Origin of the sequence: Stieleria mannarensis, assembly GCF_014154935.1 — a bacterium.
Lineage (GTDB): Bacteria > Planctomycetota > Planctomycetia > Pirellulales > Pirellulaceae > Stieleria > Stieleria mannarensis.
Genome location: NZ_JACEHH010000052.1, coordinates 30,767 through 52,199, shown reverse-complemented (window position 1 = coordinate 52,199; position 21,433 = coordinate 30,767). Strand labels below are relative to the sequence as shown.

The 21,433-nt window shown below is 58.2% G+C and carries 8 protein-coding genes; 6 read left to right on the top strand and 2 right to left on the bottom strand.

Annotated features, from left to right (window positions below; translation table 11 throughout):
* Positions 1–74: 74 nt before the first annotated feature.
* The 6 genes from H1B37_RS26745 (at position 75) to H1B37_RS26720 (ending at position 9,633) form a co-directional block, all read left to right on the top strand.
* On the top strand, positions 75–1,517 hold the full coding sequence (locus H1B37_RS26745) for a sulfatase-like hydrolase/transferase (RefSeq protein WP_182870339.1): 1,443 nt from the start codon (positions 75–77) through the stop codon (positions 1,515–1,517).
* 43 nt (positions 1,518–1,560) lie between these two features.
* Positions 1,561–3,921 (top strand): beta-agarase, encoded by a 2,361-nt coding sequence (locus H1B37_RS26740; protein WP_182870338.1) that lies wholly within the window; start codon positions 1,561–1,563, stop codon positions 3,919–3,921.
* Positions 3,922–4,121: 200 nt separating this feature from the next.
* The gene (locus tag H1B37_RS26735) at positions 4,122–5,954 is read left to right on the top strand and encodes a sulfatase-like hydrolase/transferase (RefSeq protein ID WP_182870337.1); all 1,833 of its coding nucleotides are present in this window, start codon (positions 4,122–4,124) and stop codon (positions 5,952–5,954) included.
* Positions 5,955–6,289: 335 nt separating this feature from the next.
* Positions 6,290–6,733 (top strand): SRPBCC family protein, encoded by a 444-nt coding sequence (locus H1B37_RS26730; RefSeq protein ID WP_182870336.1) that lies wholly within the window; start codon positions 6,290–6,292, stop codon positions 6,731–6,733.
* A gap of 163 nt (positions 6,734–6,896) precedes the next feature.
* Positions 6,897–8,240 (top strand): B12-binding domain-containing radical SAM protein, encoded by a 1,344-nt coding sequence (locus tag H1B37_RS26725; RefSeq protein ID WP_182870335.1) that lies wholly within the window; start codon positions 6,897–6,899, stop codon positions 8,238–8,240.
* A gap of 169 nt (positions 8,241–8,409) precedes the next feature.
* Positions 8,410–9,633 carry a hypothetical protein gene (locus tag H1B37_RS26720; protein WP_182870334.1) on the top strand — a complete coding sequence of 408 codons (1,224 nt, stop codon included), beginning with the start codon at positions 8,410–8,412 and terminating at the stop codon, positions 9,631–9,633.
* 43 nt (positions 9,634–9,676) lie between these two features.
* On the opposite strand, the gene H1B37_RS26715 is transcribed toward H1B37_RS26720, so the two are convergent.
* Positions 9,677–18,988, bottom strand: a complete 9,312-nt coding sequence (locus H1B37_RS26715; RefSeq protein WP_182870333.1) for a Calx-beta domain-containing protein — start codon at positions 18,986–18,988, stop codon at positions 9,677–9,679.
* Between the two features lie 589 nt (positions 18,989–19,577).
* On the bottom strand, positions 19,578–21,413 hold the full coding sequence (locus H1B37_RS26710) for a biotin/lipoyl-containing protein (RefSeq protein ID WP_220498388.1): 1,836 nt from the start codon (positions 21,411–21,413) through the stop codon (positions 19,578–19,580).
* Between the last annotated feature and the right edge of the window lie 20 nt (positions 21,414–21,433).

The following is a 21,433-nucleotide window of genomic DNA, read 5'->3' as shown; positions in this document are numbered from 1 at the left end:
TCTGACCGTGATGACAAGTCTGCGATTATCCCCGAAAACCTGATTCCCTGAAACTGACTCTGGAGAACTCCATTATGAAGCCCCTCGCACTCCTCTCCTTCGTCGTCCTGCTGGGATCTGTCCATGCCCTCGCCGACGATCGGCCCAACCTCATCGTCATCATGGCGGATGACATGGGCTATGCCGACGCCGGCTTCACGGGCGCGCGAGACATCCAAACGCCCAACCTGGACAAGCTGGCCGCGTCCGGCGTGGTCTTTCGCCAAGGCTACGCCAACCATCCCTTCTGCGGGCCGACGCGTGCCGCACTGCTGTCGGGCCGCTATCAGCATCGATTCGGTTTCGAAACCAATCCGGCCTACGACCCGGCCAACCCGATCATGGGCATCGATCCCGACGTGACGCTGTTCCCAAAACGATTGCAACAAGCCGGCTACGTCACCGGTTGTGTCGGTAAATGGCACTTGGGTGCGGCCGCACCCTTTCATCCCAACAATCGGGGATTCGATTACTTCTACGGTTTTCTCGGCGGCGGACACGACTACTTTCGGATCGATTTGACGAAGCCTGTCAAGGAGGCTTATCTGCAAAGCCTGACCCGCAACGACAAACCCGCAACGTTTGACGGCTACCTGACCACCGCACTCAGCCGCGATGCGGCCGGTTTTGTCGAGAGCAACAAGGACAAACCGTTTTTCTTGTACCTCGCCTACAACGCGCCGCACGGTCCGTTGCAGGCCCCCGACGAAGACATTGAACGTTACAACCACATCGCGAATCAGAAACGGCGAGTCTACGCAGCGATGGTTGACGTGATGGACCGCGGGATCGGTGAAGTGATTTCAGCGTTGGAAGAAAACGGCCTGCGCGACAACACCCTGATCTTCTTCCTCAGCGACAACGGCGGTCCACAGGCGTCCAAGCAGAAACCGGGCAAGTGGAACGGGTCGTCGAACGAACCGTTTCGTGGCGGCAAAGGCGACGTCTATGAAGGCGGCGTTCACGTCCCCTTCATCGCTTCCTGGCCGGCCAAAATCCCCGCCGGAACCACCTTTGACTCGCCCGTCATCTCGATCGACATCTCGCGCACCGCGGTCGCCGCGGCAGGAGCAACTCCTGGAGACAAACACGCGATGGAGGGCGTCGACCTGATCCCGTTTGTCACCGGCGAGAAAACCGGCGATCCTCATGACAATTTGTACTGGCGCAGCGGGCCAAGGTGGTCGGTGCTCGCCGCCGATGGGACCAAACACGTCCAAGAAGCCGACAGCAAGTCAGCGCAGTTGTTTTTCCTGCCCGACGATGTTTCGGAATCGAACGACTTGATCGCCGCCAGGCCAGAACGTGCCCGCCAACTGCGTGAATCATTCCAGCGTTGGGACGAAGAAAACGTGCCGTGCCGCTTGATGGGGTACATCGACTATCACAAAAAACGCGATACCTTTTTCTCCGGCGCGGTTCCAGAGACGGCCAAGGATGCCGGCTATGCCCCCAAAGTCAAAGGTCTCTTTAAATAGATCCCAAAGGGTCCGCAAGTACCAATTCTCATCTATCTCCAACATGTTTCACCGCATCTCATTCTTCGCCTTCGTCTTCATCGTGTGTCCCCTGAGCGATCAAGGTTTTGCTCAGAATCTCAGTCAAGAAGGGCAAGCCCAGAAGGCCGTACACGACTACCTGTTTGACACCTTCGCCGAAGGCCGCGCGAGCAAATTCGTCGGAAGCGGTCGCGACCACGGATTGAAAGAGATCACGATCCTGACGGAGACGAAAACGATTCGCCATGGAGACCACCTGCTGCTGCCCGAAGGCGCAGAGCGGATTGCCGGGCTGTTTCGTCACTTCGCGTTTCATGGCGAAAACCTGGATCGCATCAAGGAAGTCCACGTCTTTCCCTATTCGCCGGACAAAGCTCCGCCTCGCAGCCAGCAGGTCCAAGAGTTTTATCGAGTCCAGATGCCGTCGATCCCGCTGTCCGACCAGCCGCCGGAGCGAATGAAAATCCGCTTCTTGATGAAAGACGAGAACGCGACCTGCCGAATCGATGACCTGGTCTTCATCGCCCAAAAGCAGATCCCGCCGCAGTTTGACACGATTCCCTATCGCGATCTCGGGTCGGAGTTCCCCCGCGAACGAGTCGAAGTCGACATCGACACCGAGCATGAATTGTCGATCGCCGGAACTTCGGGGCTGCAGCGTGAGCGTTGGTTCCGGATGCACGAAACGCCGGGTCTGGTGGACCAGTCGTTCGAACGATGGGCAGCGGAACGCAATTTCCTGCCCGGGCGGGGGGCGTTCAAATTCAACCCGGGTATCACGCGGGCCTGGGGCAATTGGCAGCCTCTCCAAGAACGAGCGGACAAGCCGGGGGCCGCCGACCTGTCCTTCTTTGATCATTACGACGCCGGAATCCGACACCGAAACACGATTCCCGAGTTCAAGAAAATCCCCTTCGCGTATTGCTTCAATGATTGGCCCGATTTCATGTCGGTGCCGCTGGTCGGTCGAGGGACACCTAAACCCGAGCATTTTGACGACGCCGCGGAACTCGCCGCCGCGTACGTCGAGGATCAAATCAAAGACGGTGGATTTACCGCCGAGTGGTGGGAGGTGAAAAACGAGAGCAGCGTTCAATCCGAGTGGGCGCATCACTGGAAAGAGAGCCAGGGGATCGACGGTTGGGGGGTGCTGGCGGAATTCCACAATCGTGTCGCCGACGCGGTGCATCAACGTGCCTCGGACGTCAAGGTCGGCGGTCCGTCGTCCGCTTACATGCAGCTTCAAGTGAAAGACTTTGAGCTCTATCGAAACCAGGCGCGTTTCATCGAGGAAACTCGCGGGCACATCGATTTCTTTTCACACCACTTTTACGAAAACGCGTTGATGCTGGGCGCCCACGAGCGTCGCTCCCAAGGCTATTCGAATTACTTGCTCGGCCGGTATGAAGCGATCCTGGACATGCTGCGCGCCCACATGCACAAGGCTGGCAATGTCCTGCCGATCCTGATCACCGAGTGCGGGTCGCTTCAAAACGGTCGCCAGCCTTCGGACAATTGGTTGCGGCTACTCGCCTGGAACGCCTATCTGACCAAATCGATGCAGCGTCCCGACCAGATCGATTTGTTCGTACCCTTCATCTTTTTGCACATGTCGTGGAACCCCTACAGCGGTGACGCTGCGTTCACGCCAAAGGATGATCGAAAGCGGCATCGAACGATCGACGATTTTGAGCCGACGACGATCGCCAACTACTTCGAACTGTGGCGGGACTTCGACGGCCGACGCTTGCCCGTTCAATTTGATCGTGACTGGTTGGATGTGGTCGCAGTGCACGATGGAATGCGGATTTCGATCGCGATCACCAACATGGGTGGACGACAGATCGCCGTCGACCTCTCCGGGGTCGCAAACCGTCTGGGGGCCGGCAGGGCAACTCAAACACGATTGAATTACCACAAGGGGAACGTCGTCTTCGAGCCCGAGCATGACGTCGATGCCGCCGCAATCCCGGTGGACGTCAATGAGACAACCGTGGTGCGTCTGTTTCCCCAAAAGCCGCTCGCCCCGAAGGGCACCTTGCGGCTGGATCGTTGGTACGCGACCAAAACCGCCGTCAAAAGCGACGGCAGTCCGGTTTCGTTTGATGTCGATGTTGATCAACCCGACGCGACGACTTCCGCCAAACTAATCATCGGCGTTCACCGTCGCGGCGGATTGAGCGGGCCGTTGACGGCTGATTTGAACGGGACGCCGATCACCGTCCAGTCCGGCGACGCGAGCGAATTTACCGAGTTCTTTGCACCGCTGGATGCCAGCCTCCCTGCAGCGATTCTACGCAACACGAATCAGATTGCGATCCAATCGCCACAGGGAACCACCATCACCTCGGTGCAGTTGATTACCCATCGCCCAGGCACCTGACACCTGGAATTCGGGTCAAACAGATCTAAGCGTAGAAAGCACGGGCATACGTGTTGGTGTCTAGCCTTTAGGCGACTCCCGGTCGCTGCTTCGCAGCGATCATGGGCGGCTAAAACCCGCACACCAGCGGTTGCTGTGTCCCCATTTTTCCTACGCCCGTGCCATCCAATCCGAGCAACTTCGCACCAAGGAAACATCCAATGTTCCAACTCAAAACCTTGTCGATCGCAACGTTGATCTTCCTTTCGATCGTCATCGACCGAAACCTCATCGCCGATCAGCCGAACGTGTTGTGGATTCTGACAGACGACCATCGCTACGACTCGATCCGCGCATTTAACAAAATGCTGCACGGTCGCGAAATGAGCGAACTGGGGTACGTCGAATCGCCGAACACGGATCGTTTGGCAAAAATGGGAACAACGTTCATCAACACCTATTGCCAGGCACAGGGCTGCGCGCCGTCGCGTGCAGCCATGCACTACGGTCGTTACCCGTTTCGATCGGGAATCTACGAGTTCGAATACCACAACAACAACGCCGAACACTGTCGGCCGACACTTTCCGAAACGATGGCGGACCTGGGCTATCAAACGACCCACGTCGGAAAACTGGGCGTTCGCATCAAAACCATCAAAGGCAATTGGGCTGCGTCGCATCCGATCTATCAGCAAAGCTTTTATTTTAAAGACCTCGCCCGCGACGGGTTGTGTGGCTGGGGCAAGGACTGGATCACGGACATCAACGGAGTGAAGTTCGACAAGCCGTTTCAAAGCCTGGAGTTCTTCGTCACGCCCGAAGGAAAGTTCGAATACTGCTCGCTGGAACTTGAGGAATTGATGCCTGAGTTGGCGGGCACTTGCGCCGAAACGATGGAAAAGTACGACCTGCTGAGGCATTACAACAAGAAAAAGGGAAAGCATCTCGACAGCGGCATGATCCTGGCCGGCGTCAGTTCACGTGAAGCCGGAAAAACGCGTGACGGTTATTATGCGTCGATCTTCGTGGACTATCTAAAGAACAAGAATCGCGCATTCAAGGTTGGCTCGCGACACTATGACGGTGTGGACACGTCAAAACCCTTGTTCTGTCACATCGGATTCGACTTTCCGCACACACCCGTGCTGCCCCCCGCGGATTTTCGCAAGCGTTTCCAACAGCACACCTACAAGGTCCCCGCCTTTGACGAGCAGGAAATGGAAACGATGCCGGCGCAACTAAAGAAACAGGTCGCACATGGTTTTTCGGACCATTTGACCGATGCGGAAAAACAGGCGATGATCCAGGACTACTATGCCTTCTGTGCCTACGGCGATGTCTTGGTGGGGCAGGCCGCCGACGCATTCATCGAGTATAGCGAGACGCAGCAACAGCCCTGGACGATCGTCTATGTGTGCGGTGACCACGGTTGGAAACTGAACGATCACGGCTCGGTTTCCAAGTTCACGCCCTGGGATGTCGACAGCCACAATCCGATCATTGTCGTTTCATCGGACAAGAAACGTTTTCCCTCCGACACGGTCGTCACCGACTTCACCGAGTTTGTGGACATCGCCCCGACGGTGCTTTCGATCGCCGGTGCCGATCTCGGTGACGCAAAGTACGACTACCTGGACGGGCGGGACATGGCGGACACCGGTGCGGGAAACGTCCCAGCACGTGACTACGTGATCGGCGAAAGCCACGCGGTGATCGGGCCCCGTGCGTTTATCCGCACCAAAGACTACGTCTTCTCCATGCGGACGCGCCCGGATGAGAACCGCGGGAAGAACATGCAATGGGCGCGGAACGCATCGTACCGCGATCTCGACCCGGCGCTCTACCACATGCCGACCGATCCCAAGGAAGTGAACAATCTGGCGCATCATCCGGAGCACCAACGCGTAGCCCAGGCGATGAAAGAAAAATTGCTCAACATCGTGCTCGGCGACAACCGCGTCGAGGTCGACTGGGGTGGCAACAGGGCGATGGGGACGACCGTCTACCGCAGCAACTTCGCCCCCGGCTCGGACGACAAAGTGCTGCAGTTCTAGGCTTTGTCCCTAAACCCGGCAAGGGTCGTATGTGGTAGCGGAATTCGCCAAGAATTTCGGCTTTTCCCGTGTGAACCGCTGCGAGACGAAATCCTTGGCGGCTTCCGCTACGGGTTTAGGGACAAAGCCTAGCATTCTGCTACCGCACTTCGTATCAGTGGGTACGCCGGCAACGCATCCGACCCGCTGACCAAATTTGGCTGATCACGGCGCAGCACCGATCCGCCGGCGGGCTCTCTGTCACCGGGGCGCGTTAGAATCAGGTTTGCCCGTCGTCTTCCCTTACGGCGAAACACTCGTTCGGACGAACTCCCCTATTCCAAGGAGCACCGGAAATGTCCAAACAAAATCTACAGGTCTCGGTTGCGATCGACCGTGACCCCGAGGATGTGATCCGTTTCATCGCCGATCTGCGCAACCGCATGATGTACCTGCAATCGCTCAAGGGCGCTTCCAACATCCAGGGCGAACCAGGCCAAGTCACCAAGAGCTGGGATTGGAAATGGGATCTCCTCGGTCAGGAATTCACGGGATCTGCCAGAACCGTCCACTATGCCCCCGGACGCCGTTATTCGTTCGTCACCGAGGGCGGCATCAAGAGCCAATTCAACTACAACGCCGAACCCGATGGCAGCGGCACCAAGCTGACCGTCGACGTTGAAGCGGAAATCCCCGCTGAACTCGCCGGCCATGACGGCTTGGACCAGCTGTTGGCCGGCGCCAAAGAACGCGGCCAGCAATCGCTGGAAAAACTGAAGTCACTGTTGGAACAAAATTAGCAGGATAGCGTGAAGATGACGTCGCTACGCCCGCCAGAGCGTGGAAAGCGCCGGCGAACCACCTTCTGGCGAAGGTAGTTGCGTTCAAACGGCGAAACAACCTGACTCGGGGCGGCAAAAACAATAACTTCCGCGTTTGGGCAATGTTACCAGGAGCAACACCATGAGAATCGGTTTGATCGCGATGAGCGGCATTCGCTGCTGCGACCAGGAACTGCTCCGCAAAGGGCTGACACTGCCGGGGTTTGTCGAACGCAGCGAAACGATCGCGTCGCTGCCCAGCCTGGGACTGCTAACGCTGGCCGGCATGACTCCGACCGAGGACTCGATCGAGTACTTCGAAGTCCAAGACCTGAAACAGCTCGATCCGCTGCCGCAAAACTTTGACCTGGTGGCCATCTCCAGTTTCAGCGCCCAGATCAAGGAAGCCTACACGCTGGCCGATCAATACCGGGCTCTGGGGATCCCGGTCGTGCTCGGCGGACTGCACGTGACCTCGTTGCCCGACGAAGCCATCGGGTACTGCGACGCCGTGGTCGTCGGTGAAGGCGAAGTGGTCTGGCGGGACGTACTTCGCGACGCACGGTCGGAACAGCTGCAACGCCGTTACAGTTCCTTTGGCGTTGCAGAGTTCAATCTGGCCGACGCACCGATGCCGGCCTATGAATTGTTGGACATCTCCAAGTACAACCGGCTGACCGTGCAAACCAGCCGCGGCTGCCCGCGGAGTTGCGAGTTCTGCGCGTCGAGCATCTTGCTGACGCGGCGCTACAAACAGAAACCGATCAAAAACGTCCTCGCCGAAATCGATCGCATCTGCGACCTTTGGCCACGGCCATTCATCGAGTTTGCCGACGACAATTCATTCATCCATCGGGCGTATTGGAAAGAACTGCTGCCACAATTGAAACAGCGCCGCGTGAAATGGTTCGCCGAAACAGACCTTTCGGTGCACGAAGACCAAGAACTATTGCGGATGATGCGTGACAGCGGGTGTGCCGAGGTGCTGATCGGTCTGGAAAGTCCGATCCTGCCGGGGTTAAAAGGCATCGAACTAAAGAACGATTGGAAACGTCGACAATGGCCGAATTACATCGAGGCGATCGAGCGGATCCAAAGCAACGGCATCCGCGTCAATGGCTGTTTCATCCTCGGCCTGGACGGTCACGGTCCGGACATTTTTGACGCCGTGTACGACTTCGCCGAACAAGCAAAACTGTACGACGTCCAGATCACGTACCAGACGCCGTTTCCCGGGACACCACTTTATCACCGGCTGGAAAAAGACAATCGCTTGTTGTATCCCGGCGCCTGGGAACGATGCACGTTGTTCGATTTAAACTATCAGCCGACACCGATGTCCGTCGAGGATCTCCGGCAGGGGTTCCATGGGCTCGCCGAACGACTTTACTCCGAGGACTTTACCCAATGGCGGCGAAATCAATTCGCACAGTATTACTTGTATTCTCGCCGTCACAAACGCAACGACCAACTACCGGTTTCTTGATCGAGCTTCGTCGAACCGCCGTCGCGACGCTCGCCAGAGCATGGCAGACGCAGGGAAACCACCTTCTGGCGAATGTAGCTACGTCAGATCGGTGGTTTGTGTTGGCTGGGGATGGAGACGACGCGTGCCAGGTTCTCCGAGATGCCGATAAAACCGGGGCATGGAGACCATGACACCTGCCAATGACGTCGGCTTTGTCTCGACGGGCAAGCTGAACCGACTGCAGGGGTGGACTACGCTGCTGATCGGTTTGGCGTTGTCGGCGGCTCTGGACCCCTGGTTGTTGAGTGCCGTCAATTCGGACGTCGGGGGCGGCCTGGCCGTCCGCCATGCCCACGGCGTCGTGATCGCGATGGCGTTCTTGCAGTTGGCGATGGCGCATCTGTTGTCGACGTCCGCGTTCGAGCGACCCGCAAGAACGATCGCCGCGCTGTTGACTGCGGTCGGCGCTGCCTGCTACAGCACCGGGTATGCGTTGGCATTGTGGCAACCGGCACTGCACGGGCTCGTCCTGCTCGGCAGCCTGGTCAACTTCAGCGGCTTCGCGTTCTTGTGCTGGATCGGCCCGACGGGCACCTACGCCCGCCAGATCCGGATGATTCTTCCCGTGGCTTGCTTCGGAATGCTGCTGGACTTCATGGCCGGCCTGCGGCCAATCTTGCCCGCAGATTGGATCCAGGAACAGCTCGGCAGCGAAGACGGTGTTCGGTTGCGGATGTTGCGTCTGGCACGCGTCGCAGCGATTGCGTTGTCGGTATTGACGCTGCTGTACTACGGAATCGCCCGCCGCGGCGGCACCGATCGCGGCAAGGCGCGTCTGGGCGGAATCAGCCTGGCGACCGGAGCAGTCGGGATGCCGTTGATTTTGGCCCTCGCCTGTTTCACCACGATCCACGCAAAGTACTTGTTGGCGATCCCGTCGACCGCGGTCGTGATCGGCGTGTATCTGGGATTGTTTTTTTCGCTTAAGCATGGCGACATGCTGGAACGGTGGGGGTGGCTGTTGATCGCCGCATCGACATCGGTCGGCATGTTGATCGGACTGTATGCCTTTGAAGGCCCCTTTCCGACACCGGAGTTCATGGGCAGCTACAACCAACTGCCGCGGCGACTGACCCGCATGGCGCACAGCTACAGCATCGTGCTGGGCATGATGAGCATCCTCTTGGCGCGCGAGTTGGCCAATAGGCAAGACATCAACGAAACCGCCAAGGCCGGAGTGCAACTCTTTCTCGCGGGCTGCGTCGTCATGTTAACGCTGCTGCTGCTGGCCACCGTCGTTGAGATGCCCCCCATGGCCTTTCCGACCGGACCAATCCTGACTCTCGCCGGCGCGATCATCTGCCTGGCCGGTCGAATACGATGGACGCGTCAGTCGGTTTCCGATGAATAGCACTCCGCACTAGTATCGAATCGAATCTAAACCCAAGATTCCGTTATCTCGTGGGCCCAATGTCGATCAGAAGGTCGTCTTTACCGTGCTCTACGTCATCCGGCTCGGACTCATTGGCCGCGATGGTCGCGAAGATCGCGTCTGAAGACTTGTTTCTGGTGTTGACGTGATCAATCGATTCATCACCGACAACATCAACGCCTGGACGGAGAAGCGATCCGGCCAAATCCTCGACAATCTCCTCCAGGGGATCCCCATCGTCGATCCGTGCAGTCCACGATTGATCGAGGATCTGTCGTAGAGATGCAAGGTCAGTGTCGTGGACCGTCGCCCCCGCGATCAACAGATCAGAGAGTCGATCATTGCGAACATGCAGCATGTCGGCCCCTTGCCCGCCGATCAGCAAGTTGTGATCAAGCCCTCCATCAAGCAGGTCGTCCCCGAGACCACCAACCACAACGTCGTTTCCACGATTGGTGTGCAGTACGTCATCTCCTGCGTCGCCAAAGACAGAATCGTTTCCTGCGCCGGTGTGAATCACGTCCTTGCCGTCGCCAGCATAGACAGTCGTATCCAATTCGACATGCGTACCTATCTTGACACGATCGTCTCCCGCCAGAAGCACAACGAATACCCCTTGAAGGTCAACCAACTCCATGTCGTACCGTAATTGATCATTCCCCAGGTCCAGTTTTGCCCGTAATTGGTAGCTACCTGACGACCGACGACCGTTGTTCTGTGTCAAATTCACGCGGTCGTTGCCATCGGTCCCAATGATCTCCAAGATTCCTTCATCGGTAACGCGAACGCCGGCGACGTATGATGTAATTGACTCCGTGTCCGCTGCCCCCGACAGATCGACAACTGAAACAGTTACGACGAACACCCCGCTACGATCGTAGACATGCACCGTTTCAAACGAGTCGGCGTCCTGATCAACGGATTCATCAGGCAATGCTCCCGATTGACCATCACCCCAGTCGACGAGAACACTGTGCGTATCATCGACATCGCGGTCCTGATACAAACCAGCCAGCGTGATCTCACCGAACGCGGCTTGCCCATCCGCTCCGTTTGAAACCCCGATCGTAAGAATCTCCGGTGCGGAATTCGCGTCTTCCTCATCATCGGTCACGTCGACGGAAGCGTCAGCGGAGGTGTAACCACCAGCCGTCGCGGTGATCGTCGCGGTTTGGGTTCCGTCAACGATCGCGTCGTCCACGCCTGTGATCGTGAAGGTTGCCGAAGTCGCATTGGCATCGATCGTAATCGTTGCCGGCGCCGTCGCTTCGGTCGTATCATTCGATGCCAGGGTGACCACCAGCGGGTTCGAGAGGTCACCGTCGTTGCGGGTGACCGTACCGGTCGCCGTTCCGCCTTCTTCGGAGATGCTTGCTGGGTCGATCGTCAGCGTCAAACTCAGCGCGTCATCATCGGTCACGTCAACGGAAGCGTCGGCGGCGGTGTAGCCACCAGCCGTCGCGGTGATCGTTGCGGTTTGGGTTCCGTCAACGATCGCATCGTCCACGCCTGTGATCGTGAAGGTTGCGGAAGTTGTATTGGCGTCGATCGTGATCGTTGCCGGCGCCGTCGCTTCGGTCGTGTCATTCGATGCCAGGGTGACCACCAGCGGGTTCGAGAGATCACCGTCGTTGCGGGTCACCGTGCCGGTCGCCGTTCCGCCATCTTCGGAGATGCTTGCTGGGTCGATCGTCAGCGTCAAGCTCAGCGCGTCATCATCGGTCACGTCAACGGAAGCGTCAGCGGAGGTGTAACCACCAGCCGTCGCGGTGATCGTTGCGGTTTGGGTTCCGTCAACGATCGCATCGTCCACGCCTGTGATCGTGAAGGTTGCGGAAGTTGTATTGGCGTCGATCGTGATCGTTGCCGGCGCCGTCGCTTCGGTCGTGTTATTCGATGCCAGGGTGACCACCAGCGGGTTCGAGAGATCACCGTCGTTGCGGGTCACCGTGCCGGTCGCCGTTCCGCCGTCTTCGGAGATGCTCGACGGGTCGATCGTCAGCGTCAAACTCAGCGCGTCGTCATCGGTCACGTCAACGGAAGCGTCGGCGGCAGTGTAGCCACCAGCCGTCGCGGTGATCGTCGCGGTTTGGGTTCCATCAACGATCGCATCGTCCACGCCTATGATCGTGAAGGTTGCCGAAGTCGCATTGGCATCGATCGTAATCGTTGCCGGCGCCGTCGCTTCGGTCGTGTCATTCGATGCCAGGGTGACCACCAGCGGGTTCGAGAGGTCACCGTCGTTGCGGGTGACCGTGCCGGTCGCCGTCCCCCCATCTTCGGAGATGCTTGCTGGGTCGATCGTCAGCGTCAAACTCAGCGCGTCATCATCGGTCACGTCAACGGAAGCATCAGCGGCTGTATAGCCAGTGGCCGTCGCGGTGATCGTCGCGACTTGGGTTCCATCAACGATCGTGTCGTCCACGCCTGCGATGGTGAAGGTCGCCGACGTCGCATTGGCATCGATCGTGATCGTCGCCGGCACCGTCGCTTCAGAGGTGTCATTCGACGCCAGTGTGACCGTCAGCGGAGACGAGAGGTCATCGTCGTTGCGGGTCGCCGTGCCGGTCGCCGTTCCGCCATCTTCGGAGATGCTCGACGGGTTGATCGTCAATGTCAAACTCAGCGCGTCATCATCGGTCACGTCAACGGAAGCGTCGGCGGCGGTGTAACCACCGGCCGTCGCGGTGATCGTCGCGGTTTGGGTTCCGTCAACGATCGCATCGTCCACGCCTGTGATCGTGAAGGTCGCCGAAGTCGCATTGGCATCGATCGTAATCGTTGCCGGCGCCGTCGCTTCGGTCGTGTCATTCGATGCCAGGGTGACCACCAGCGGGTTCGAGAGATCACCGTCGTTGCGGGTCACCGTGCCGGTCGCCGTTCCGCCATCTTCGGAGATGCTCGACGGGTCGATCGTCAGCGTCAATGCAAGGGCGTCGTCATCGGTCACGTCAATGGAAGCATCAGCGGCTGTATAGCCAGTGGCCGTCGCGGTGATCGTCGCGACTTGGGTTCCATCAACGATCGTGTCGTCTACGCCTGCGATGGTGAAGGTCGCCGACGTCGCATTGGCATCGATCGTGATCGTCGCCGGCACCGTCGCTTCAGAGGTGTCATTCGATGCCAGGGTGACCACCAGCGGGTTCGAGAGGTCGGCGTCGTTGCGGGTCACCGTGCCGGTCGCCGTTCCGCCGTCTTCGGAGATGCTTGCTGGGTCGATCGTCAGCGTCAAACTCAGCGCGTCATCATCGGTCACGTCAACGGAAGCGTCGGCGGCGGTGTAACCACCGGCTGTCGCGGTGATCGTCGCGGTTTGGGTTCCGTCAACGATCGCGTCGTCCACGCCTGTGATCGTGAAGGTCGCCGAAGTCGCATTAGCATCGATCGTGATCGTCGCCGGGACCGTCGCTTCGGTCGTGTCATTCGATGCCAGTGTGACCACCAGTGGGTTCGAGAGGTCACCGTCGTTGCGGGTCACCGTGCCGGTCGTCGTTCCGCCATCTTCGGAGATGATCGGGGAGTCAACCTCAAGTGAAAGAGCGAGAACATCGTTGTCGACATTGGTGACTAAAACATCCGTCGGGTTGATGCCACTGTAGTTTGGGTCATCGCTCACGGTATTGCCAGTGATGATGGTGTAGTCAACATCTCCGTCGACGATGGCATCATCTTGCCCAACGATTTCAACGAACTGAGCAATATTCCAGTTTTCGGGCGTGAACGTGATCAGCCCCGTTGAAATGGTGCCTTCCGTTGAATCGCTGCTGACCAACCGAAAAGAAACATCTGCTGACGGCGCCGAACTGAGAACGACGGAGAACTCCGCCGTGCCTCCACCTTCGGACGTGGCCAGCCCTGCAAACGGTGAGACGAGCACTGCTGCTTGCTCGTTATCCGTAACGGAAACACCAATGTTTGCGGAAGCAAATCCGGGGGCATCAGCGGTAATCGTCACCGATTGGGTCCCGTCAACGATTTGATCGTCGATGGCGGTGATCGAGACGGTTTGCGAAATCTGACCGGCGGGAATTGTGACCGTCGCCGGAACCGCTGCCTCACTGGTATCACTACTGGACAAATTGACCGTCAGTGCATCGGTCGTGTCTGTATTGCGTGAAATGGTCAAAACAGCCGCATTCGCACCTGCGGTTTCGGCAAACGCGGCAGGTTCCACCGAAAGCGCGATTGTCGGCGTGCCAATTGTCAGAACGATGTCATCGCCATCTCCGCCGAGGTACGAGATCGTCGCATCGACGCCGGGAGCCCCAAGGAAATCATTGATCGTGGAGCCTTCCGGGAGCCCGGCAAATGTTCCCGCGCCTCCGCTGCGGCGAATGATTACAAACTCGTGGAATCCACTGGGGACATATCCATTCACTGCGGCAAGGGAAAGCCCAATGTTGTTACCGAGATCGACGCGGCCGGATGCATCGATTTGATCGTGGCCGCTACTCGTCGCCGCTGGGCTTGAACCTCCAAACTCCAGCACAACGGAACGATCATTTTCGACGGAAACATCCCCATTGACTGTCAGCACACCGGGTGACTGGCCGGGCTGAACCGACGCTTGTAGCGTCAGCGAGGGCGCGTCGACATCCGTTCCAATGGGCGCGTCATTGACCGTCGAACCGGTAATGGTCAAATGGTCGTTGACCGTCACGGATTGCAGATTGATGACTCCCGAATCCGCTGCACCAATCTGAATCGAATTAAAACCATCGATCAAATTCCCCAGCTCGGCATCATCCAGATTGAAATCCCCCGCGGCTCCCCCCAGGCCGACATTCGCGCCCGGTGTGCTAGGACTGATCGAGAGCGTCGCAGTCCCCGACACCGCCCCCTCAAGTACGACCGAAGCCGCCGTGATGGCAACATCACCAGTTTCCGAGGCGATCTGCCCGCCCTCGACCGGCGCCGATTGCTGGAACAGATAGACCGAACCAGAATCCGTGCCGTGGTCGTCATTTCCGAACGCACCGACCATGAGTGCATCTCCGCTGAACGCGACATCACGTCCAAACTGATCCTCGCTCGCGCCATCTTCGGCAAGCAGCTTTTCCTGTTCGCTCCAAATTCCCTGCGACGAAGTGAACACGTACGCCGCACCTGCCCGGTAGTCGATTTCGCGATCATAATGCGCCCCAACGACCAGAGTTGTGCCGCTCAAAGCGACAGATCGTCCGAATTCGGCATTCAGACTCGAGTCTGACGGAACGAGCTTTTGATCCTGCGTCCAGGTCGTTCCAGATCGCGAGAAGACATAGGCGGACCCGGAATTGCTCGACGGTGTATCGTCCGTCGCAGCTCCGATCGCGAGACGATCGCCATCGATCGAAATCGCACGACCGAAATTGGGCGTCGCGGACGGATCGGCCGCTGTCAGCTTTTGCTGCAGGCCCCAATCCGTTCCGTCGTGAACATAAACGTAAACGGCACCGGAGTTGGTTGCCAAATCATCATCACCGGCAGCCGAAATCGCGAGCGTGTTCCCATCGATGTCCACCTCGTTGCCGAAACCGTCTGAAGGGTCAGGGGCCGGTGCGACAAACACACGGGATTCACTCCAGACACCGCTTGTTCGGGTGAACAGGTACGCCATTCCGGTATCCGTCCCGTTGTCGTCTTTGCTGCCCACTCCGGCGATCAGTCGGTCGCCACTGATCGCGACCGAGGCGGGGAAATGGTCTCCGGCCACAGCGTTTGAAACCGTCAGTTTTTGTTGCTCGGTCCAGATTCCCGACTGTCGCGTAAACACATACAAGGCACCGGCATCGATTCCCGCAGCATCATTCTTAAATGCGCTGACAACGATCGTGTCGCCGTCAATGGCCACCTCTCGACCAAGTTGATCACCGTTGGATGAATCACTTGCGATCAGCTTTTGTTGAAAAGCCCAACCGCTCGAAGCACGCGTATAGACATAAACCGCACCCGAATCACCTCCCCCGTCATCGTCAAACGGGGCACCGACGACCGCGGTGTTTTCGTCCATCGCGACTGAAAGTCCGAACTGGTCGTTAAAACCGAGTGTCGGGGGTGGCAGAAGCGATTGGCCGCCTCCGAAGACCGCTTGGGAACCTTGAAGAAGCCTGAACTCGCCCACGCCGTCGGCGTCGCTGTCAGCGTGTGCCTCAAACCGTCCACCGCCGGTAGCGATGCGATCGGCGATCGAGATATCCCCGCTGGACTGCAACGACACGTCACCGCCCGAAGTCGTGATTGCGGCGGACAGGGAAATGCCATCGGCATCAATCGAAACCGAATCGCCGGAAGTCGTGACCGGCGACATCACACTCACCGTGTCGACGCCCGTCCCGCCAACGATCGACAATCCGGCACGAAACCCGGCCTCTGTCCCTAGGACACGGATCACGTCATCTCCATCACCCGAATCGATCGTCAGACGTGTGCCGGGACTGACAAACCGAAGGGACTCGCCGGCACTGGATGTCACCAAATTGTCGCCGCTGCCCGAATCGCTCAGTTCGATCGTTTCCGATCCGCCCAAATAGTTTAGGTTGACATTCGCCGCGGAAATGGTGGAGACGATCGGCTCGAGTCCCGTGTACGTGATCGTTTCATTACCCGCAATCGAAATTGAGCCATCACTGGCACTGGCAAAGTTATAGGTCGCGTCAGAAAAACTACCGCCCTGAAGCACCAGATCGTCGTTCCCAGCATCACCGTTGAATCGTATTTCTCGATCGAAATTTCCAGCATCCAGATCCACAACGAGCGTGTCGGCGCCGCCACCCGCATCGATGACAATCCCCGCGGTGAACGATGCCTTCGGCACAGCAACGGTATTCGTCCCGCTGCCGCTAGCGCCCGGGATGTTGGTGGTCAGGACGCGATCCTGATCGGTGATCACGATGTCGGTGCCGACGGATTCGATGCGTCGACGGTCGTCTTGTTCGTTTCCGGTGATCAGGAGATTGCTGTCTCCATCAACCGTCACGTTTGCCGCTTCCACACCGGCCTGGTAGCGAGCAACAATGGCGTCACCTCCGGGCGTGAGCGCACGTCCGGCGACAAGGATATCGTCGTTCGACTGCAGCACCAGATCTCCGAGAATGTCATCGCTGGCGCCGACCGCCGTTCGCTGAAGTCCCCCGTCTCCGAAGGAACCATCCAAGGTTCCGTCGGCGTTGTAGCGGGCGAGGCCGAAATCGAAGTTGACACCGTTGTTCACATAACCTGCGACGACGATCTTACCGTCGCTCTGGACGGCCACTCCTTGTGCCACATCGTTGAATCCGTCGAAATCGGTTCGCACCCATCCACCGGAACCAAAGCTGGTGTCGAGCGATCCGTCGGCATGAAACCTCGCGAGTCCGAAGTCAAAACCCGACGCGTCAGCGATTCCGCCGGCCACGAGAATCTTGCCATCGGGTTGCAGTGTCAGCTCTTGGCCGAAATCTGACGAAAGGCCAAAATCCACCGCCACTTGACCACCGCTTCCGAAGGTGGTGTCCAGCGAACCGTCCGCGTTGTAACGAACGAGGGCAAAATCAACGTTGCCGCTGACGGTGGCGTATCCCGCCGTCAAGATCTTCCCGTCATCCAGAACTTGTACCGCATAAGCGATATCATCACCGCCTGCAAAATCAGTTGTCAGCAAACTGTCGCCGTCAAATGAAAAGTCGGGCGATCCATCAGCGTTGATTCGCGTGAGCCCAAAATCGTAGCCGCCCCCCGGACGCACACCGCCAACCAAAATCGCCTTGCCGTCGGCTTGTAACGCTAGATCAAAGCCGCTGTCGTCACTGGTCCCGAACTCGATGATCCGCTTACCGGTCCCGTTGAAACTCGTGTCCAGCGTCCCGTCCACGTTGTATCGGACCAGCGAAAAGTCCCAGTCCGAGAACGATCCACTCCTGCCACCTACCGTGATGCGCCCGTCTGCGGCGATGGCCACACTTTGGGCTTCATCGATTCCGCCTGAACTCACTGCAGTGGTGACCGTTCCATCACCGCCAAAGCTGGGGTCCAGTGACCCATCAGGCAGATGCCGCGAGACCGCAAAATCCCAAGTCTCGCCCTGACTGCGACCGGCCACGACAATTTTCCCATCGTCGCCTACGGCCACGGCTTGACCTTCGTCCTGAGAATAGTCGAGCGAGGTCGTGACCCAGCCATCGGTATCAAAGGTCGAATCCAGCGAGCCACTCGGATTCACTCGCATCAATGCCAGATCATGCGCATTGAAACTGGCGAAGTCGGGGACAGCGCTTCCGGCAATCACGATCTTGCCATCGCCCTGAAGCGTGACTCGGTTCGCATTTTCATCATTACCTTCGAAATCAAACGTCGCCTTACCATCGCCATCAAAGGTCGTATCGAGAACCCCGTTGCTTAAGTACCGTGCGACCGCGACCTGGGTTTGACTAAACGACCCAGCCGTTCTGGCCGTCCCGACGGCAATGATGCGTCCGGCGTCATCGATGGTGACATCGTCCGCCGAATCATTGTCGAACAAAAAGTCAGTCGTCACGATTCCGTCGCTGTCGAAACTGCTGTCGAGCGAACCGTCCGTGTTTAATCGGACCACTGCAAATTCAAGTGCATCGCCAAAACTACTCGTGCGAGCCTCTCCGGCGACCACAATTTTTTCATCGCCCTGAACCGCAACGCCCCCGGAACGATCTCCAAACGATGCAATGTCGATCGTTTGTTTTCCGTCAACGCTGAAACTTGTGTCAAGCGATCCGTCCGTGTTGTACCGCACGACGGTGAAGTCTTCAGCGTCAAATGGTCCCGAGTATCCGCCGACCACAATCTTGCCCGATGGGGCCAACGCGACGTCCTGCGCAAAATCGACTCCGGCGACGTCTGTTGTGACTTTTCCGTCACCGCTGAACGATGTGTCAAGATCGCCGTCGGGCAGAAAGCGAGCGACGGCAATGTCCCGAATGGTATTGGACGTGTCGCGTAGCGAACCAACAACGACGATACGATCGTTGCTTTGGATTGCCATTTCTGATGCCGCGACGCTGTTGGTATCAAATTGGGCCGTCGCCACACCCGAATCACCGAATGTTGAATCCAACGTCCCGTCGCCCAGGAACCTCGTCACCGCCACGCGAAGGATCGCACCATCAAACCGATCACCACTGACAACGACCTTGCCGTCAGACTGCAAGTCCACCGCTCGACCAAAGATCGGAAGTCGCGCAACACCCTGATCACCGAACGTGGTGTCAATTGATCCATCAACGTCATAACGAACTAACGCCCCGCCGCTTGACACGGCAACCGTTCGCCCGCTGCTGTCGATCGTCGAATCGACCAACTCCTCGAATCGTCCTTCTCCTGAAGCAAACTCTGTTGACACGATCCCTGCCGACCCAAAACTCGGATCAAGCTCTCCAGCCAGTAGATCGCGTCGTTCCAACCTCTCGCTAAGCGAGCGACGACGACGTTGCTTGCTCGATTGACTCGTGACCCGTCGACGGAACCGTGATCGGCGCCGGTCACCGATTGCATCTACAACACTCGCGAACCGTCGCACCAAACCTGAGTTGAACATCTTGCTTCCGGTGAAAAATGGGAGAATCAATTTCAACAAGAAATGGGAGCGTCGGTCGCTCTCGCTCGACCCACCGCACCCGCGAGGAGACATTCCTGCTGATCAAGGGGAGCGACCAATGTATCTGTACGAAATACCAGCAGCAACTTTGACAGGACCAAGCCCCCTCCCGAAGACCCGGCAGACCCCCTGGGCGGTCACGGCCGAGGCGTGTGCGAACACAAGCAGAGCTATTCACTAAGAAAACCGGCTGCCCGTTGCTCTCTGTGTCAAGAAACCGCAACGAGGCTGTTCCAGAGAATCGTCGCCGCCGATCAATAACGCTAACTTGGAAGGTCAACGGGTCTGAAGCAGCATCTCCGGCGATGGAATGGCCGTCTGCACTTGAGGCATCTCAGGCTTTGATCGTGACCAGGACTTGGCCGGTCGTGACGTGGTCGCCGACGGCGACGCGGACTTCGTCGACCGTTCCGTCGACGGTGGACTGGATCTCCATTTCCATCTTCATCGCTTCCAGGATCAGGATCGGTTCGCCGGCGTGGACGTGATCGCCCGGTTGCACCAGCTGTTTGAAAACGGCGCCGGGCATTTGCGACTTGACCTCAGTCACTGCACTGGAAACATCGGCGGATTGCTCTTGAATCGTCGTGGCGGTCTCGGGGCGAATCGCGACGCGATACACGCGATTTCCCACGGTGACGACGTCGCCTTCAAAGGCCATACGGATGTCTTCGCCGTCGACGGTGACCGTGTACTCGGCCGGCCCGGTTTGCCGCTTCGCAGCCACCTTGGTTGCCTTGGGTTCCGTGCCGGCTTCGGCCGATGGGTCGACCTTTCGCACGCCCACTTCAGCTTCACCCTTGAGGAATTGAATGCCCTTTTCCTTGCAGGCGGCCGCGATAAAGATGTTCTCGTCGGTCACCGGCAAGCCTTCTTTTTCCAAGACCCCTGTCGCCGCGGCGATTCCCTTGGACGGATCGGCGTCGTTGATCTCAAGCACCGGCTGGGTCGTCGGCTTTAATTTGAGTTGCTCCGCAGCCAATCGCACCACCTCGGGATCCGGCTCGACGGGCGTTTTCCCGAAGTAGCCGAGCACCATCTTTCCGTACGGTTCGGCGATCTTTTCCCATGGCCCGAACATCACGTTGTTGAACGCCTGTTGGAAATAGAACTGGGACACCGGTGTCACCGACGTCCCGTAACCGCCTTTGCGAACGACGTCGCTCATCGCCAGAATGATTTCCGGGTACTTCTCCATGATGCCGTTGTCACGCAGCATTTGCGTGTTCGCGGTCAACGCCCCGCCGGGCATCGGACTCCAGGGAATCAGCGGCTCGACCGCAGTCGCCTCGGGCGGCAGAAAGTAGTCGCTCATGCAATCTTTAAAGACCTCTTCGGCCTGCCGCACTTTCTCCACATCGACATCCAGTTCATAGTCACTGCCGCGGAGCGCGTGCCACATCACCAGGATGTCCGGTTGGCAGGTTCCTCCGGAACAGGGCGCCATGGACAAATCGATGGCGTCGGCACCGGCGTCGAGTGCGGCCTTGTTGGCCAGCACGCTAACGCCAGCCGTCTCGTGCGTGTGGAAGTGGATGAACGTTCCCTCGGGCAACATGCCCCGCGCCCGCTTGATCGTCTCGTACACCTTCGACGGCACGGCGGTCCCCGACGCGTCTTTAAAGCAAACCGCGTCAAAGGGAATATCCGCGTCCAAAATCTGTTGCAACGTGCGGGCGTAGAAATCGGCGTCGTGGGCACCGACGCATCCCGGCGGCAATTCCATCAGCGTCACGCAAACCTGGTGCTTCAATCCGGCCTGGACGATGCACTTGCCGCTGTAGATCAGGTTGTTGACATCATTGAGCGCGTCGAAGTTACGGATTGTCGTCATGCCGTGTTTTTTGAACAGGTCGGCATGCAGTTTGACGATGTCGCTGGATTGTGAATCGAGTCCGACGACGTTGACGCCGCGGGCGAGTGTTTGCAAGTTCGCGTCGGGCCCGGCGGTTTCGCGGAAGGCGTCCATCATGTCGAACGCGTCTTCGTTGCAATAAAAGTACAGCGATTGAAATCGCGCGCCCCCGCCGGCTTCGAACCAAGTGATCCCCGCGTCGCGCGCCGCTTCCACGGCCGGCAGAAAATCGTTGGTGAACACGCGAGCGCCGTAGACGGATTGAAATCCGTCACGAAACGCGGTGCACATGAAATTGACTTTCTTCTTCGACACGTCGTTTTTCCTCGTTCTCA

Bases quoted from the DNA above. Each gene is read 5' to 3' on its own strand.
- H1B37_RS26745 (WP_182870339.1), top strand. From the start codon at position 75: ATGAAGCCCCTCGCACTCCTCTCCTTCGTCGTCCTGCTGGGATCTGTC.
- H1B37_RS26740 (WP_182870338.1), top strand. From the start codon at position 1,561: ATGTTTCACCGCATCTCATTCTTCGCCTTCGTCTTCATCGTGTGTCCC.
- H1B37_RS26735 (WP_182870337.1), top strand. From the start codon at position 4,122: ATGTTCCAACTCAAAACCTTGTCGATCGCAACGTTGATCTTCCTTTCG.
- H1B37_RS26730 (WP_182870336.1), top strand. From the start codon at position 6,290: ATGTCCAAACAAAATCTACAGGTCTCGGTTGCGATCGACCGTGACCCC.
- H1B37_RS26725 (WP_182870335.1), top strand. From the start codon at position 6,897: ATGAGAATCGGTTTGATCGCGATGAGCGGCATTCGCTGCTGCGACCAG.
- H1B37_RS26720 (WP_182870334.1), top strand. From the start codon at position 8,410: ATGACACCTGCCAATGACGTCGGCTTTGTCTCGACGGGCAAGCTGAAC.